We start from the raw sequence: 16,358 nt of genomic DNA, 5'->3' as shown, positions 1-16,358 counted from the left end.
GCGCACGCCGGGAGCGAGCCGGTGTGCGCACAGGTGTGAGAGGGGTCGCGTGTCGGAGCGGAGCAGCGGGCGGCAGATTCCGGTGGTCGTCCTGGCCGGATTTCTCGGCTCGGGGAAGACCACCCTGCTCAACCACCTTCTCCACCGCAGCGGCGGCAGCCGCATCGGTGCCGTCGTCAACGACTTCGGGGCCGTCGAGATCGACGCCATGGCCGTGGCCGGAGCACTCGGGGACTCGACCGTGTCGCTCGGCAACGGCTGCCTGTGCTGTGCCGTCGACAGCAGCGAACTGGACGAGTACCTCGAGCGGCTCGCCCGGCCGTCCGCCGGGATCGACGTCATCGTCATCGAGGCCAGCGGTCTGGCGGAACCGCAGGAACTCGTCCGAATGGTGCTCGCCAGTGAGCATCCGGACATCGTGTACGGCGGACTCGTCGAGGTCGTGGACGCCGCCGAGTTCGACGACACCCGGGCCAGGCATCCGGAGATCGACCGGCACCTCGCCCTCGCCGACCTCGTCGTCGTGAACAAGTCCGACCGGGTGACGGACCTGCCGCGGGTCATGGGGCTCGTCCGGTCGCTCGTCGACCGCGCGGCCGTCGTGCCCGCCACACACGGCCGGGTGGACCCCGAGATCCTCTTCGACTGCCGCCCGGCCGAGGAGCGGGTCGGGCAGCTGTCGTTCGACGACCTGCACCGGCACGACCACACCGGGCATCTGCACGCCGCCTACGACAGCCTCTCCTTCGTCTCCGGGCGCCCGCTGGACCCGCGGCGGCTGATCCGCTTCCTGGACAGCAGGCCCGAGGGGCTGTACCGGATCAAGGGGTACGTCGGCTTCGGGCCGTACGACGTGCGCAACCGGTACGCCGTGCATGCCGTGGGACGCTTCCTCCGCTTCTACCCCGAGCCCTGGCCGGCCGGCGAGGAGCGGCTCACCCAGCTCGTGCTCATCGGGGCCGGCATCGACACCGCGGCGCTCCGCGAGGAGCTGGAAGGCTGCCGGGGCGACGACGCCCCACACACCGACGAGCACGGCATGTGGGGCGTTCTGCGCTATGTGCGGGAGGCCGAGGACCCGGCGGCCTAGGGGTGTCTAGACCGGGCCCGCCACCACCGACACCGTCTTCGCCAGGGACACGCCCGAGCCGTCACGGCGCGGGTCGGGTTCCGGGAGCTCCACCGCGGCGCCGTTCTTCTGGGCGGCGCGGGCCGGCGTCGGGCCCGCCCAGGCCAGGGACAGGCAGTCCTCGCCCTTCAGGAACCGCTGGCAGCGCACACCGCCGGTGGCGCGGCCCTTGCGGGGGTACTGGTCGAACGGCGTGAGCTTGGCCGTCGTCTGGACCGAGTCGTCCAGCGTGCCACGGGAGCCCGCGACCGTGAACACCACCGCGTCGACCGCCGGGTCGACCGCCGTGAAGGAGATCACCTTCGCTCCCTCGGTGAGCTTGACGCCCGCCATACCGCCCGCGGGGCGGCCCTGCGGGCGCACCTGCCCCGCCGGATAACGCAGCAGCTGGGCGTCGTCCGTGATGAAGACCAGGTCCTCATCGCCGGTGCGCAGCTCGACCCCGCCGACGATACGGTCACCCTCCTTGAGCGTGATGACCTCCAGCTCCTCCTTGTTGGAGGGGTAGTCGGGCACCACACGCTTGACGACGCCCTGTTCCGTGCCGAGGGCGAGGCCGGGCGACGACTCGTCGAGCGTGGTCAGGCACACCACCTGCTCGTCGTCCTCCAGGGACACGAACTCGGCCAGGGGCGCCCCGCCCGAGAGGTTCGGTGTCGGCATCGCCTCCGGGAGCTGCGGCAGGTCGACGACGTTCAGCCGGAGCAGGCGGCCGGCCGAGGTGACCACGCCGATCTCGCCGCGCGCCGTCGCCGGCACCGCCGAGACGATCACGTCGTGCTTGACCCGCTTGCCGCCGGTGGCCAACGGCTCGTTGTCGGCCGTACGGGCGAGCAGACCCGTGGAGGACAGCAGCACGCGGCACGGGTCGTCCGCCACCTGGAGCGGTACGGCGGCGGCCGGGGTGCCGGCCGACTCCAGCAGCAGCGTACGGCGGTCGTTGCCGAACTTCTTGGCCACCGCGGCCAGTTCGGCCGAGACCAGCTTGCGCAGCTCCGCGTCCGACTCCAGGATCCGGGTCAGCTCCTCGATCTCCGCGTTCAGCCGGTCCTTCTCGGCCTCCAGCTCGATCCGGTCGTACTTGGTGAGGCGGCGCAGGGGCGTGTCCAGGATGTACTGGGTCTGGACGTCGCTCAGCGAGAAGCGCTCGATCAGGCGCTCCTTCGCCTGCGCGGAGTTCTCACTGGACCGGATCAGGCGGATGACCTCGTCGATGTCCACCAGCGCCGTGAGCAGGCCCTCGACCAGGTGGAGACGGTCGCGCTTCTTGCCGCGGCGGAACTCCGACCGCCGGCGCACGACGTTGAAGCGGTGGTCGAGGTAGACCTCCAGGAGTTCCTTGAGGCCCAGGGTGAGCGGCTGGCCGTCGACCAGCGCCACGTTGTTGATGCCGAAGGACTCCTCCATCGGCGTCAGCTTGTACAGCTGTTCCAGGACGGCCTCCGGGACGAAGCCGTTCTTGATCTCGACGACCAGGCGCAGACCGTGCTCGCGGTCGGTGAGGTCCTTGACGTCGGCGATGCCCTGGAGCTTCTTGGACCCGACCAGGTCCTTGATCTTGCCGATGACCTTCTCCGGGCCGACCGTGAAGGGCAGCTCGGTGACGACCAGGCCCTTGCGGCGGGCCGTCACGTCCTCCACGGTGACCGTGGCGCGGATCTTGAACGTGCCGCGGCCCGACTCGTAGGCGTCCCGGATGCCGGAGAGGCCGACGATCCGGCCGCCGGTGGGCAGGTCGGGGCCCGGGACGTGCTTCATCAGGGCGTCGAGATCGGCGTTCGGGTGCCGGATCAGGTGCCGCGCGGCCGCGACGACCTCGCGCAGGTTGTGCGGCGGCATGTTGGTGGCCATGCCGACGGCGATGCCCGACGCGCCGTTCACCAGGAGGTTCGGGAACGCGGCGGGCAGCGCGACCGGTTCCTGCTCCTGGCCGTCGTAGTTGGGCGCGAAGTCGACCGTGTCCTCGTCGATGGACTCGGTCATCAGGCTGGTGGCCTCGGCCATCCGGCACTCGGTGTACCGCATGGCGGCGGGCGGGTCGTCGTTGCCCAGCGAGCCGAAGTTGCCGTGGCCGTCGACCAGGGGGACGCGCATCGAGAACGGCTGGGCCATGCGGACCAGGGCGTCGTAGATCGACGCGTCGCCGTGGGGGTGCAGCTTGCCCATGACCTCGCCGACGACGCGGGCGCACTTCACGTAGCCGCGTTCGGGGCGCAGGCCCATCTCGTTCATCTGGTAGACGATGCGGCGGTGCACCGGCTTGAGGCCGTCGCGCGCGTCCGGCAGGGCGCGGGAGTAGATGACCGAGTACGCGTACTCGAGGAAGGAGCCCTGCATCTCGTCGACGACGTCGATGTCGAGGATCTTCTCCTCGTACGGGTCGTCGGGCGGCGGGGTCTTCGTGCTGCGGCGGGCCATCGCTGCCGGCTCCTTGCTGAGCGTGGGACGGGATCTGACGCGGACCATTGTGGACCGTCGCACTGACAGGCGGGACCAGGACCCGGTTGTGGGTGCCGTGGGGGTGGTGGGGTGCGGCGGTGCGAGCAGGGTACGTGTGGGCGTGTGGCGGGTGCCGCGCGGGGTTTCCCGGTCGCCGGGGTGAACCGGGCCGGGGCGGGTGTCGCTGCCCGGCGCGGTACGGGTGCTCCGCGTTGGTGTCGGCCGGGGGTGGGTCGCGCTGCCCGGCGCTCGCGGGGTGCCGCCCGCGCCCACCCGTGCCGCCCCAGCGGCACGACTGCCCGCGGAGCACGGCGGCACGACTGCCCGCGGAGCACGGCGGCACCACTGCCCGCGGGTACGCCGCGCGTGCTCGCTCTCGGCGTAGTCCGGCCCGGGTGGGAACTTCGTCGGGGGTTCGCGCGCTTGCATACAGTGGCAGGACCGGCAGTAACGGCGGTGTCGACGACCGCCTCCGCGATCGAAGGGACGTACATGCCCATGGGTCACACGGCCACAGCCCAGGCAGGCTCCGGCGGCCTGACAGCGACCGAGCACCGCCTGGCCAACGGCCTGCGCGTGGTGCTCTCCGAGGACCACCTGACCCCGGTCGCCGCGGTGTGCCTCTGGTACGACGTGGGTTCGCGTCACGAAGTCAAGGGACGTACGGGTCTGGCTCACCTTTTCGAGCACCTGATGTTCCAGGGCTCCGCCCAGGTGAAGGGCAACGGCCACTTCGAACTGGTCCAGGGCGCCGGCGGCTCCCTCAACGGCACCACCAGCTTCGAGCGCACCAACTACTTCGAGACCATGCCCGCCCACCAGCTGGAGCTCGCCCTCTGGCTGGAGGCCGACCGCATGGGCTCCCTGCTGACCGCTCTGGACGACGAGTCCATGGAGAACCAGCGGGACGTCGTCAAGAACGAGCGCCGCCAGCGCTACGACAACGTCCCCTACGGCACGGCCTTCGAGAAGCTGACCGCCCTCGCCTACCCGGAGGGCCACCCGTACCACCACACGCCCATCGGCTCGATGGCGGACCTGGACGCGGCCACCCTGGAGGACGCCCGCCAGTTCTTCCGCACGTACTACGCGCCGAACAACGCCGTGCTCTCCGTCGTCGGCGACATCGACCCGGAGCAGACACTCGCCTGGATCGAGAAGTACTTCGGCTCCATCCCGGGCCACGACGGCAAGCCCGCGCCGCGCGACGGCGCGCTGCCCGAGGTCATCGGCGAGCAGCTGCGGGAGATCGTGGAGGAGGAGGTCCCCGCGCGTGCGCTGATGGCCGCCTACCGGCTGCCGGAGGACGGCACGCGCGCGTGCGACGCCGTCGACCTGGCGCTCACCGTCCTCGGCGGCGGCGAGTCCTCGCGCCTCTACAACCGGCTCGTCCGCCGCGACCGCACGGCCGTGGCCGCCGGCTTCGGGCTGCTGCGGCTGGCCGGGGCCCCCTCCCTGGGCTGGCTGGACGTGAAGACCTCCGGCGACGTCGAGGTGCCGGTCATCGAGGCCGCCATCGACGAGGAGCTCGCCCGGTTCGCCGCGGAGGGCCCCACGGCGGAGGAGATGGAACGCGCGCAGGCCCAGTTGGAGCGCGAGTGGCTGGACCGGCTCGGCACGGTCGCGGGCCGCGCCGACGAACTGTGCCGGTACGCCGTCCTGTTCGGCGACCCGCAGCTCGCCCTGACCGCCGTACAGCGGGTCCTGGAGGTCACCGCGGAGGAGGTGCAGGAGGTCGCCAAGGCCCGCCTGCGCCCCGACAACCGCGCGGTGCTCGTCTACGAGCCCGTCGCCCCCGAGGCCGAGGACACCGAGGAAGCCGCCGCGGTCGCCGGCACCGACGAGAACGAGGAGGCGGCGAAGTGACGCAGCTCGCCACGATGGACTTCCACCCGCAGCCGCAGGCCGGCGAGGCCAAGCCCTGGGCCTTCCCGGCCCCCGAGCGCGGCAGGCTCGACAACGGCCTGACCGTGCTGCGCTGCCACCGCCCCGGCCAGCAGGTCGTCGCCGTCGAGGTGCTCCTCGACGCACCCCTGGACGCCGAGCCGGCCGGGCTCGACGGCGTCGCGACGATCATGGCCCGTGCCTTCTCCGAGGGCACCGACAAGCACTCCGCCGAGGAGTTCGCCGCCGAGCTGGAGCGCTGCGGCGCCACCCTCGACGCGCACGCCGACCACCCCGGCGTCCGCCTCAGCCTGGAGGTCCCGGCCTCACGGCTCGCGAAGGGCCTCGGACTGGTCGCCGACGCCCTGAGGGCGCCCGCGTTCGCCGACAGTGAGGTCGAGCGGCTCGTCCGCAACCGCCTCGACGAGATCCCGCACGAGCTGGCCAACCCCTCCCGTCGTGCCGCCAAGGAGCTCTCCAAGGAACTGTTCCCGGCGAGTTCGCGCATGTCGCGCCCCCGCCAGGGCACCGAGGACACGGTCGCCGGCATCGACTCGGCCGCCGTACGCGCCTTCTACGAGAAGCACGTCCGCCCGGCGACGGCGACCGTGGTGGTCGTCGGCGACCTCACGGACATCGACCTGGACGCGCTGCTCGGCGACACGCTCGGCTCCTGGACCGGCTCCCCGGCCGAGCCCCGGCCCATTCCGCCGGTGGTCGCCGACGACACCGGCCGCGTCGTGATCGTCGACCGCCCCGGCGCCGTCCAGACGCAGCTGCTGCTGGGCCGCATCGGCCCCGACCGGCACGACCGGGTGTGGGCCGCGCAGGTGCTCGGCACGTACTGCCTCGGCGGCACCCTCACCTCCCGCCTGGACCGCGTGCTGCGCGAGGAGAAGGGCTACACCTACGGCGTACGGGCGTTCGGCCAGGTCCTCAGGTCCGCCCCGGACGGCACGGGCGCCGCGATGCTCGCCATCAGCGGCTCGGTCGACACCCCGAACACCGGTCCCGCTCTGGAGGACCTGTGGACGGTGCTGCGCACGCTCGCCGCGGAGGGGCTCACCGACGACGAGCGCGACGTCGCCGTGCAGAACCTCGTGGGGGTCGCGCCGCTCAAGTACGAGACCGCCGCGGCCGTCGCGAGCACCCTGGCCGACCAGGTCGAGCAGCACCTGCCCGACCACTACCAGGCCGACCTGTACCGGCAGTTGGCCGCGACCGGCACCGTGGAGGCGACCGCGGCCGTCGTGAACGCCTTCCCGGGGGACCGTCTGGTGACGGTACTCGTCGGTGACGCGGCGCAGATCAAGGCGCCCGTCGAGGCCCTCGGCATCGGTGAAGTCACCGTCGTGGCGGCCGAGTAGCGATCCGCCGGGACACACGCGCGTACGGGCCCTGGTGACACGAAAGTCACCAGGGCCCGCTTATGCCCGAATCGGGGCGGAAGTTGCCTGTCTGCCCTGTGGGATGCGCTACAAAACCCGGGATCCGTTTGGGGATTGGAAGACGGCCTGCTTAGCGTCGTCCGGGCTGTTCGTCGGGCAGTGCGCCGCATCCGCGGCACCGGACAGTCATCGCCGAGTCCCCGTACGGCGCGAGCCAGGGGAGCCGGGGACCCACCGCAGTCCCTGGGGTGAATCGGGCGCCCGCGCGTGTCGCGAGGGGGCCCGTAGGAGACCTTCCTGCTCCGAACCCGTCAGCTAACCCGGTAGGCGAGAGGGAAGGAAAGGACCAGCCTGTACATGGCGTTCACCCGCGCCACCGGGAAGCACCGTCGTCCCAGCCGGACGCAGCGCGGCACCGCCCGTGCGGCGGGCGTCGCGGCCCTCGCCTCCACCGGCGTCGTCGGCTCCCTCGCGGCCCCCGCGCTCGCCGCCGAACCCGCTGCCGCACGGACCGGCCTCACCCCCGTCGTCACCCTGGGCGACGCGGTCGCCGACCGGATCGACGCCCAGGCGGCCGCCCAGCACGAGGCCGCCCGCGAGGCCGCCGAGGCCGCCGCGCGGAAGGCCGCCGAGGAGGCCGCGCGCGAGAAGGCGGCCAAGGCCGCCGAGAAGGCCCGCGCGGAGAAGGAGCGCGCCGCGCGCGAGGCCGAGCGCGAGCGGCTCAACACCTTCGTCTCCCCGATCCCCGGCTCGTACGTCTCGACCGGCTACAAGACCGGCGGCGCCGTGTGGTCCTCCGGCAGCCACACCGGTGTCGACTTCCACGCCGCGAGCGGCACCCCGGTCCAGTCGGTCGGCATCGGCACCGTCGTCGAGGCCGGCTGGGGCGGCTCGTACGGCAACCAGGTCGTCATCAGGATGAACGACGGCACGTACACCCAGTACGGCCACCTGTCGTCCATCTCCGTCACGGTGGGCCAGCAGGTCACCGCCGGGCAGCGGATCGGCCTCTCCGGCGCGACCGGCAACGTCACGGGGGCGCACCTGCACTTCGAGGCCCGTACGAGCGCCGAGTACGGCTCCGACCTCGACCCCGTCGCCTACCTTCGCGGGCACGGCGTGAACCTCTGACGCCCTGCCTTCGGCGCGGCCCCGGCTCCCGAGCCGGGGCCTTCGGCGTTTTCAGGGGCCGCTTGTCCAAAAAAAGTGCATGGATTCCGGCCCGCCGTCGGAAATTCCCCCTCATTGCAATAGAGTCACGGAACACACGTCCATCGACGACGTTTCACGGGGATTAAGCCGGAGGTCGGTCATGCGTATTCCCGCGCACTCGGTGTGCACGGCGATCCGGGACGACATCGTCGCGGGTGTCTACGAGCGCGGCGGCCGGCTCACCGAGGAAGTCCTCGCCCGCCGTTACGGCGTCTCCCGCGTCCCCGTCCGGGAGGCGCTGCGCACGCTGGAGGCCGAGGGGTTCGTGGTGACCCGGCGGCACGCGGGCGCCTGCGTCGCGGAACCCACCGAGCAGGAGGCCGCCGACCTGCTGGAGATGCGCATGCTCCTGGAGCCGCTGGGTGCCTCCCGTGCGGCGCAGCGCCGCACCGAGGCCCATCTGAAGGTGCTGCGCGGCCTGGTCCGGCTCGGGCAGGAGCGCGCCCGCCAGGGCAACAGCGACGACCTGCGCTCCCTGAGCGGCTGGTTCCACGAGACGCTCGCCCAGGCCTCCGGCAGCCCGGCGCTGACGTCGACGCTGACCCAGCTGCGGCACAAGATCGCCTGGATGTACTCCAGTGAGGGGCCCGCCGACCCCGTCGAGTACTGGGCGGAGCACGGCGCGATCGTGGACGCGGTGGCGCGCGGCGACGGCGACCGCGCGCGGGCGGTCACGGCGCTGCACACCGAGCGCGCGAGCGCAGGGCACCGGCTGCGTTTCGCCGCCGGCGCCGACCGCGGCGCCCGCACGGACCGTGTGAGGAACTCGCAACATCCCGTAAACATTCCGAGCCTCCGGCATTAACACGGGCGCCGTATACAAAGAGGGTGCCCTTTTCCCAGGGTATTTTTCTGCTGCCCGAAAAGGGAAAAGGAAAGGCCCGCCCGATGGCTCGGGCGGACCTTTCTTCGGTGCGGTGGATTCCGTGACGGGACGGATGATCCCCGCGCCGTTGGAATTGTCAGACGGTCTCGGGGAGCTCCTCGAGACCCTCGGCGACCAGCTTCGCCAGTCGGTCCAGGGCGGCGTCCGCGCCCTCGGCGTCGGACGCGAGGACGATCTCCTCGCCGCCCTGGGCGCCCAGGCCCAGAACAGCCAGCATCGACGCCGCGTTGACGGGGTTGCCCCCGGCCTTGGCGATCGTCACCGGGACGCCTGCGGCCGTGGCGGCTCGGACGAAGATGGAGGCGGGGCGGGCGTGGAGACCCTCGGCCCAGCCGACGTTGACGCGGCGCTCAGCCATGTGTTGCTGCCCTTCGCTGTTCAGGGTTGTCTAGACCAGTTTCCCACATCGTGAAGCGTGCCCGGGGCGGCACCCGCTCCCGCTCCCGGCGACAGCCGGACCGCGGCCTCGGTCCGGCTGTTCGTCCACCACAGACTGCCTCGCGCCGTTGTCGTACGCGAGCCGTACGCTGGGGCGCATGCAGACCTCGTCGGACCGGCACGAGTACCCCGCCCACTGGGAGGCCGACGTGGTGCTGCGCGACGGCGGCACCGCGCGCATCCGCCCCATCACCGTTGATGACGCCGAGCGCCTGGTCAGCTTCTACGAGCAGGTGTCGGACGAGTCGAAGTACTACCGCTTCTTCGCGCCCTACCCTCGCCTGTCCGCCAAGGACGTCCACCGCTTCACGCACCACGACTTCGTGGACCGGGTGGGACTCGCGGCCACCGTGGGCGGCGAGTTCATCGCCACCGTACGCTACGACCGGATCGGGCCCGACGGGACGCCCGCGTCCGTACCGGCCGACGAGGCCGAGGTCGCCTTCCTGGTGCAGGACGCCCACCAGGGCCGGGGCGTCGCCTCCGCCCTGCTGGAGCACATCGGCGCCGTCGCGCGGGAGCGCGGCATCCGCCGGTTCGCGGCCGAGGTGCTGCCCGCCAACAACAAGATGATCAAGGTGTTCACCGACGCCGGGTACACCCAGAAGCGCAGCTTCGAGGACGGCGTCGTCCGGCTGGAGTTCGACCTCGAACCCACCGACCGCTCCATGGCCGTGCAGTACGCGCGCGAACAGCGCGCCGAGGCGCGCTCGGTGCAGCGGCTGCTCGCCCCCGGCTCGGTGGCCGTCGTCGGCGCCGGCCGCACACCCGGCGGCGTGGGCCGCGGCGTCCTGGACAACCTGCGGGACACCGGGTTCACCGGCCGGCTGTACGCCGTGAACCGGGCCCTGGGGGAGGGGGAGAAGGAGCTCGGCGGGGTGGCCGCTTTCCGCTCGGTGCGGGACATCGACGGGCACGTCGACCTCGCGGTCGTCGCGGTGCCCGCGGACCGCGTCCCCGAGATCGTCACCGAGTGCGGCGAGCACGGGGTGCAGGGCCTCGTCGTCGTCTCCGCCGGCTACGCCGAGTCCGGCCCCGACGGCCGCGAACGCCAGCGCGCCCTCGTACGGCAGGCACGCGCGTACGGCATGCGGATCATCGGCCCGAACGCCTTCGGCGTCATCAACACCTCTCCGGAGGTACGGCTGAACGCCTCGCTCGCCCCCGAGATGCCCCGCCCCGGCCGGATCGGACTGTTCGCCCAGTCCGGCGCCATCGGCGTCGCCCTGCTGTCGCGTCTGCACCGGCGCGGCGGCGGCGTCACCGGGGTCACCGGCGTGTCCACGTTCGTGTCGTCCGGCAACCGGGCCGACGTCTCCGGCAACGACGTCCTCCAGTACTGGTACGAGGACCCCGACACCGATGTCGTCCTGATGTACCTGGAATCCATCGGCAACCCCCGCAAGTTCACCCGCCTCGCCCGCCGGACCGCGGCGGCGAAGCCGCTGGTCGTCGTCCAGGGCGCACGCCACGGCTCCGGGCCACGGGGACATGCCGTACGGGCGACCCGGCTGCCCCACGAGACGGTGTCCGCGCTGCTGCGGCAGGCCGGGGTGATCCGGGTGGACACCATCACCGAGCTGGTCGACGCGGGCCTGCTGCTCGCCCGCCAGCCCCTGCCGGCCGGGCCCCGGGTGGCGATCCTCGGCAACTCCGAGTCCCTGGGCCTGCTCACCTACGACGCCTGCCTCGCCGAGGGGCTGCGTCCGCATCCCCCGCTCGACCTCACCACCGCCGCCTCGGCGGCGGACTTCCACGCCGCGCTCTCCCGCGCCCTGGCCGACGACACGTGCGACGCGGTCGTCGTGACCGCGATCCCGGCGGTGGGGGAGGGCTCGGTCGGCGACGCGGCCCTGGCGGAGGCCCTGCGCTCGGCCTCCCCCGCGACCCCGTCCAAGCCGGTCCTCGTGGTCCACGTGGAACTCGGCGGCCTCGCGGCGGCCCTGTCGGCCGCCACCAGCACGGCCCCACAGGCCCCGGCGGGCGCCTTCCGGGGCGCGCCGCCCGCCGGCGACGGGACGCCGGACCGGGCACCCGCCGGAACCGACGGCGGTCCGTCCGCCCGCGCCACGCCGCCCCCCGAGGGCGCCCACCTCATCCCCGCCTACCCCGCCACCGAACGTGCCGTCCGGGCGCTCGCCCAGGCCGTCGCGTACGCGCAGTGGCGGCGGGAGGCCGGCGAGCCCGGGAAGGTGCCCGAGTACGAGGACATCGACGAACGGGGCGCCGCCGCGCTCATCGGCGGGCTGCTCTCGCGCGGACAGGGCCTCACCCTCGGCACCGTGGAGACCTGCGACCTGCTCGGCACCTACGGCATCCACGTCCACCGCGCCGTCCCCGCCCCGGACCCCGGCACCGCCGCCGAGGCCGCGCGCTCCCTCGGCTACCCCGTGGCCCTCAAGGCGACCGCCCCCCACCTGAGGCACCGCGCCGACCTGGGCGGCGTCCGCCTGGACCTGGCCGACGAGGAGCAACTGCGCCGGGCGTACGCCGAGTTGACGGAGCTGTTCGGCACTCCCGAGGAGCTGCGCCCCGTGGTGCAGCGGATGGCGCCGCGCGGCGTCGACACCGTCGTACGGGCGGTCATCGACCCCGCCGCCGGAGCCGTCCTGTCCTTCGGTCTCGCCGGTGCCCCCTCCCAGCTGCTCGGGGACATGGCGCACCGGCTGATCCCGGTCACCGACCGGGACGCGACCTCGCTGGTGCGGTCGATCCGGACGGCCCCGCTCCTGTTCGGCTGGCGCGGCTCGGCACCGGTCGACACCCCCGCGCTGGAGGAGCTGATGCTGAGGGTGTCGCGGCTGGTCCACGACCACCCGGAGGTCGTCGCGGTCACCCTCGAACCGGTCGTCGTCGCCCCGCACGGCGTGAGCGTCCTGGGCGCCTCCGTCCGCCTGGCCCCGCCCCCCGCCCGCGACGATCTCGGCCCGCGGACCCTCCCCGCGTACTGACGCCGCCGGAAGGGCGGAGTGCGGTGAGCGGTGCCTCGCAGTCAGCGGTCCACCGTAGGATGGGCGTCATGGCCAAGACCAGTACGACGACCCAGGGGCTGCGGGCGGCGATCGAGCGCAGCGGCTACTACCCGGCCCTCGTGGCCGAGGCGGTGGAGGCCGCCGTGGGCGGCGAGCCCATCCGGTCGTACCTGGTCCACCAGGAGACGACGTTCGACCAGAACGAGGTGCGGCGGCACGTCACCGTGCTGGTCCTCACCCACAACCGCTTCATCGTCAGCCACACCGACGAGCAGGCCGAGGACACCGGCTCCCCGACGCCGTACGCCACCACGTCCACGGAGTCGGTCAAGCTCGGCCGGATCTCGTCGATCGTGGTCAGCCGCGTGGTCGCCAACCCGGAGTCCTACACGCCGGGCACCCTGCCGCGCGAGATCGTGCTCACCATCGGCTGGGGCGCTGTCTCCCGTATCGACCTGGAGCCGGCCGCCTGCGGTGACCCCAACTGCGAGGCCGACCACGGCTACACGGGCAGCTCCACGGCCGACGACCTGAGCCTGCGGGTCAGCGAGGCCGGTGACGGGCCGGAGACGGTGCGCCAGGCGCTCGCCTTCGCGCAGGCCCTCTCCGAGGCGACCGCGGACCAGACGCGCTGATGACGCGCCCCACCCCTGGCGCGCGCCCCACTCCCGACCCGCAGCCCAGTCCGGGCGCGCAGCCCACTCCGGGCCCGCAGGCCGGTCCCGGCGCCCAGGCCACTCCGGGCGCGCAGCCCGGTCCTGGTCCGCAGACCTCCTCCGGAGCGCGGCCCACGCCGCCTGCCGGGCCGGCCGCCGGCGCGCGGTCTGTTTCTGGTGCCGGGCCCGTTCCCGGCGCGCAGGTCACTCCGGGGCCACCGCCCGCTTCCGGCGCGAAGCCCACGCCTGGGCCGCATCCCGCACCCCCCGCGGGCGCGCGGCCGACTCCGGGCCCGCGGCCTGCTTTTCCCGCGGAGTCGGCGACCGGCGGGGGCCCCGCCCCGGGTCCGCAGCCCGCCTCGCGCCCCGCGTCCTCCGCGAAGCCTGCCGGCGCGCGCCCGACTCCGGGACCGCGCCCCGCGCCCCCCGCGACCGGCGCGCGGCCCAAGCCGCCCGTGACGCCCGCGCCCGGCGCGCGGCCCGCGGCGGGCGCCCAGGCCGTCGTCGGACCGCGCTCCACGCCGCCCCCCGCGCCCCCGGCACACACCGCCACCTGGGACGGGGCGCACCCGCAGCCCCTCGCCCTGGACTCCGCGCCCCTGCCCGAGTACGGCACCGGATCCCTCGCCGATCTGCTGCCCACGCTCGCCGCCGGCATGGGCGTCCCCGGTATGACCGCCGCGATCCCCGAGCTGACCCCCGCCGACCGGAACTGCGTGTTCCTGATCGACGGGCTGGGCTGGGAGCAGCTGAAGGCACACCCGGAGGAAGCCCCCTTCATGACGTCCCTGCTCGCCGCCTCTCGCGGTGGCACCGGACGCCCGATCACCGCCGGATACCCCGCGACGACCGCCACCTCCCTGGCCTCCGTCGGCACCGGCCTGCCCCCGGGGGCGCACGGCCTGCCCGGCTACACCGTGCGCAACCCGGACACCGGCGAGCTGATGAACCAGCTGCGCTGGCAGCCCTGGGCGCCGCCCGGCCCGTGGCAGCCGTACCCCACCGTCTTCGAGCTGGCCCACCGCGCGGGGGCGCACGCGGCCCAGGTCACCTCCCCGACCTTCGCGAACACCCCGCTGACCAAGGTCGCGCTCAGCGGCGGCAGCTTCCACGGGCGGCTCTCCGGCGAGGAGCGCATGGACGTCGCCGCCGAGCAGCTGGCCGCCGCCGACCGCGCCCTGGTCTACACGTACTACGCCGAGGTCGACGGCGCCGGTCACCGCTTCGGCGTCGACTCCGACACCTGGCGCGGCCAGCTCATGTACGTGGACCGCCTGGTCCAGCGCCTGGCCGAGCAGCTGCCCCCGCGCAGCGCGCTCTACATCACCGCCGACCACGGCATGGTCGACGTCCCCTTCGACGAGCGGCACCGCATCGACTTCGACGAGGACTGGGAGCTGAGCGCCGGAGTCGCCCTGCTCGGCGGCGAGGGCCGCGCCCGGCACGTGTACGCGGTACCGGGCGCCGCGAACGACGTGCTGACCTGCTGGCGCGAAGTGCTCGGCGAGCAGTTCTGGGTCGCCTCGCGCGACGAGGCGATCGCCGCAGGGTGGTTCGGACCGGCCGTCGACGAGCGCGTGTACCACCGCATCGGCGACGTGATCGCCGCCGCGCGGGACGACGTCCTGCTGATCGCCTCCGAGCGGGAGCCGAGGGAGTCGGCGATGGTCGGCAACCACGGTTCGCTGACCCCTGCCGAGCAGCTGGTTCCCCTGCTCGAAGTACGCTCCTGAGGCTCCGCCCCCTCAACGCCCGCACGCCCCGACCCCTGCCGAAAGGTGCCCGACCTCCCATGCCCGAGCTGGTGTTCTTCTCCGGAACGATGGACTGCGGGAAGTCGACGCTGGCTCTCCAGATCGAGCACAACCGTTCGGCACGCGGCCTGGTCGGCATGATCTTCACCCGTAACGACCGGGCCGGCGAGGGCAAGCTGTCCTCCCGCCTCGGCCTGGTCACGGACGCGGTGGAGGTCGGCGACGGCGCCGACCTGTACGCGCATCTCGTCGACCACCTCTCGCAGGGCCGCCGCGCGGACTACGTGATCGCGGACGAGGCGCAGTTCCTGTCGCCGGAGCAGATAGACCAGCTCGCGCGGGTCGTGGACGACCTGGAACTCGACGTCTACGCCTTCGGCATCACGACCGACTTCCGTTCCAAGCTGTTCCCCGGCTCCCAGCGGCTGGTGGAGCTGGCCGACCGGGTCGAGGTGCTCCAGGTGGAGGCCCTGTGCTGGTGCGGCGCCCGCGCCACGCACAACGCCCGCACGGTCGGCGGCGTCATGGTCGTCGAGGGCGCCCAGGTGGTCGTCGGCGACGTCACCGGCTCCGCGGACGAGGTCGGCTACGAGGTCCTGTGCCGGCGCCACCACCGCCGCCGCATGACGGCGGCGACGGCCCGCGCGGCAGCCCTGTCGCCCGATGTCCTGCCCGTCTCCTCAGGCTGACGCGCGGGCCGGCTCGTAATACGCGGCGGCCCTTCAGCCGATGCGGGTGCCCGCGCCGCCGACCCGGACGCGGGGGTCGCCCGCGCGCAGCGTCACCATGAGTTCGCCGGGGCGGCCGAGGTCCTCGCCCTGGTGCAGGGTGAGGACGGCCTCCTCGGGGACCAGGCCGAGCTCACGGGCGTACGCGCCGAACGCCGCCGCCGCGGCGCCGGTCGCCGGGTCCTCGACGACACCGCCGACGGGGAACGGGTCACGGACGTGGAAGACGGTGGCCGACTCCCGCCACACCAACTGCACCGTGGTGAGGTCCAGTCGGTGCATCAGGGCTTCGAGGCGCGCGAAGTCGTACGCGAGCTCCGCGAGGCGGGCGCGCGTCGCCGCCGCGAGCACGAGGTGACGTGCGCCGGCGAACGCGATCCGGGGCGGGAAGGCCGGATCGAGATCGTCGGCCGGCCAGCCGAGCGCGGCGAGCGCCTCCGCGAGGTCGGCGTCGGCGATCTCCTCGACGTGCGGCTCGACGCTGGTGAGCGTGGCCCGGACCGTCCCGTCCTCCTCGGTCACCGCCACCGGCACGGTACCGGCGGGCGTCGCGAACACCAGCTCCCCGGGACCGATCCGCTCGGCCAGCGCGACGGCGGTCGCGACGGTGGCGTGCCCGCAGAACGGCACCTCGGCCTTGGGGCTGAAGTAGCGGATGCCGTACGCCCGCCCCTCCGGTCCGCCCAGGCCCTCCGGGGGCGCGGTCAGGAACGCGGACTCCGAGTACCCGAGCTCGGCGGCGATGGCCAGCATCTCGTCATCGCCCAGACCGGTGGCGTCCAGTACGACACCGGCGGGGTTCCCGCCCTCGGGCGTGCTGGAGAAGGCGGTGTAGCGCAGTACCTCGGGCCGCGTGGCATTCGTCGTCATGA

The 16,358-nt window shown here is 73.3% G+C and carries 12 protein-coding genes and 1 riboswitch; of the genes, 9 read left to right on the top strand and 3 right to left on the bottom strand.

The window, feature by feature from the left end:
* Nucleotides 1–49: 49 nt before the first annotated feature.
* A complete protein-coding gene (locus ACZ470_RS29060) occupies nucleotides 50–1,090 on the top strand; it encodes a CobW family GTP-binding protein (RefSeq protein WP_468431943.1) in 1,041 nt (346 codons plus the stop codon).
* A gap of 6 nt (nucleotides 1,091–1,096) precedes the next feature.
* Here the strand turns inward: ACZ470_RS29060 and ACZ470_RS29055 are convergent, their stop codons facing one another.
* Complete coding sequence (locus tag ACZ470_RS29055; protein WP_468431941.1) at nucleotides 1,097–3,547, bottom strand: DNA gyrase/topoisomerase IV subunit A; 2,451 nt, start codon at nucleotides 3,545–3,547, stop codon at nucleotides 1,097–1,099.
* Nucleotides 3,548–4,060: 513 nt separating this feature from the next.
* Between ACZ470_RS29055 and ACZ470_RS29050 the strand changes: the two genes are divergently transcribed.
* The 4 genes from ACZ470_RS29050 (at nucleotide 4,061) to ACZ470_RS29035 (ending at nucleotide 8,857) form a co-directional block, all read left to right on the top strand.
* Nucleotides 4,061–5,434 carry a M16 family metallopeptidase gene (locus ACZ470_RS29050; RefSeq protein WP_468431939.1) on the top strand — a complete coding sequence of 458 codons (1,374 nt, stop codon included), beginning with the start codon at nucleotides 4,061–4,063 and terminating at the stop codon, nucleotides 5,432–5,434.
* A complete protein-coding gene (locus tag ACZ470_RS29045) occupies nucleotides 5,431–6,819 on the top strand; it encodes a M16 family metallopeptidase (RefSeq protein ID WP_468431938.1) in 1,389 nt (462 codons plus the stop codon). The genes ACZ470_RS29050 and ACZ470_RS29045 overlap by 4 nt, the downstream gene beginning before the upstream one ends.
* A 201-nt stretch (nucleotides 6,820–7,020) precedes the next feature.
* A riboswitch (cyclic di-AMP (ydaO/yuaA leader) is annotated at nucleotides 7,021–7,185 on the top strand.
* Nucleotides 7,186–7,197: 12 nt separating this feature from the next.
* Nucleotides 7,198–7,971 (top strand): M23 family metallopeptidase, encoded by a 774-nt coding sequence (locus ACZ470_RS29040; RefSeq protein WP_468431936.1) that lies wholly within the window; start codon nucleotides 7,198–7,200, stop codon nucleotides 7,969–7,971.
* A gap of 181 nt (nucleotides 7,972–8,152) precedes the next feature.
* Nucleotides 8,153–8,857 (top strand): GntR family transcriptional regulator, encoded by a 705-nt coding sequence (locus ACZ470_RS29035; protein ID WP_468431934.1) that lies wholly within the window; start codon nucleotides 8,153–8,155, stop codon nucleotides 8,855–8,857.
* Between the two features lie 157 nt (nucleotides 8,858–9,014).
* Here the strand turns inward: ACZ470_RS29035 and ACZ470_RS29030 are convergent, their stop codons facing one another.
* On the bottom strand, nucleotides 9,015–9,296 hold the full coding sequence (locus tag ACZ470_RS29030; RefSeq protein WP_030563197.1) for an HPr family phosphocarrier protein: 282 nt from the start codon (nucleotides 9,294–9,296) through the stop codon (nucleotides 9,015–9,017).
* A gap of 178 nt (nucleotides 9,297–9,474) precedes the next feature.
* Between ACZ470_RS29030 and ACZ470_RS29025 the strand changes: the two genes are divergently transcribed.
* From ACZ470_RS29025 to ACZ470_RS29010, 4 genes are all read left to right on the top strand, one after another.
* Entirely contained in the window at nucleotides 9,475–12,327 is a 2,853-nt protein-coding gene (locus tag ACZ470_RS29025; protein WP_468431933.1) for a bifunctional acetate--CoA ligase family protein/GNAT family N-acetyltransferase, read from the top strand.
* Nucleotides 12,328–12,395: 68 nt separating this feature from the next.
* The gene (locus ACZ470_RS29020; RefSeq protein WP_468431931.1) at nucleotides 12,396–12,983 is read left to right on the top strand and encodes a DUF5998 family protein; all 588 of its coding nucleotides are present in this window, start codon (nucleotides 12,396–12,398) and stop codon (nucleotides 12,981–12,983) included.
* Between the two features lie 605 nt (nucleotides 12,984–13,588).
* The gene (locus tag ACZ470_RS29015) at nucleotides 13,589–14,737 is read left to right on the top strand and encodes an alkaline phosphatase family protein (protein WP_468432081.1); all 1,149 of its coding nucleotides are present in this window, start codon (nucleotides 13,589–13,591) and stop codon (nucleotides 14,735–14,737) included.
* A 59-nt stretch (nucleotides 14,738–14,796) separates the two neighbouring features.
* Nucleotides 14,797–15,447 (top strand): thymidine kinase, encoded by a 651-nt coding sequence (locus ACZ470_RS29010; protein WP_468431930.1) that lies wholly within the window; start codon nucleotides 14,797–14,799, stop codon nucleotides 15,445–15,447.
* Between the two features lie 33 nt (nucleotides 15,448–15,480).
* Here ACZ470_RS29010 and ACZ470_RS29005 read toward each other — a convergent pair whose 3' ends face one another.
* Complete coding sequence (locus tag ACZ470_RS29005) at nucleotides 15,481–16,356, bottom strand: PhzF family phenazine biosynthesis isomerase (RefSeq protein WP_468431929.1); 876 nt, start codon at nucleotides 16,354–16,356, stop codon at nucleotides 15,481–15,483.
* Between the last annotated feature and the right edge of the window lie 2 nt (nucleotides 16,357–16,358).

This window comes from Streptomyces sp. NPDC031111, from assembly GCF_055570675.1.
Note: the sequence above shows the minus strand (reverse complement) of the source record. Positions and strands in the feature narration are given on the sequence as shown.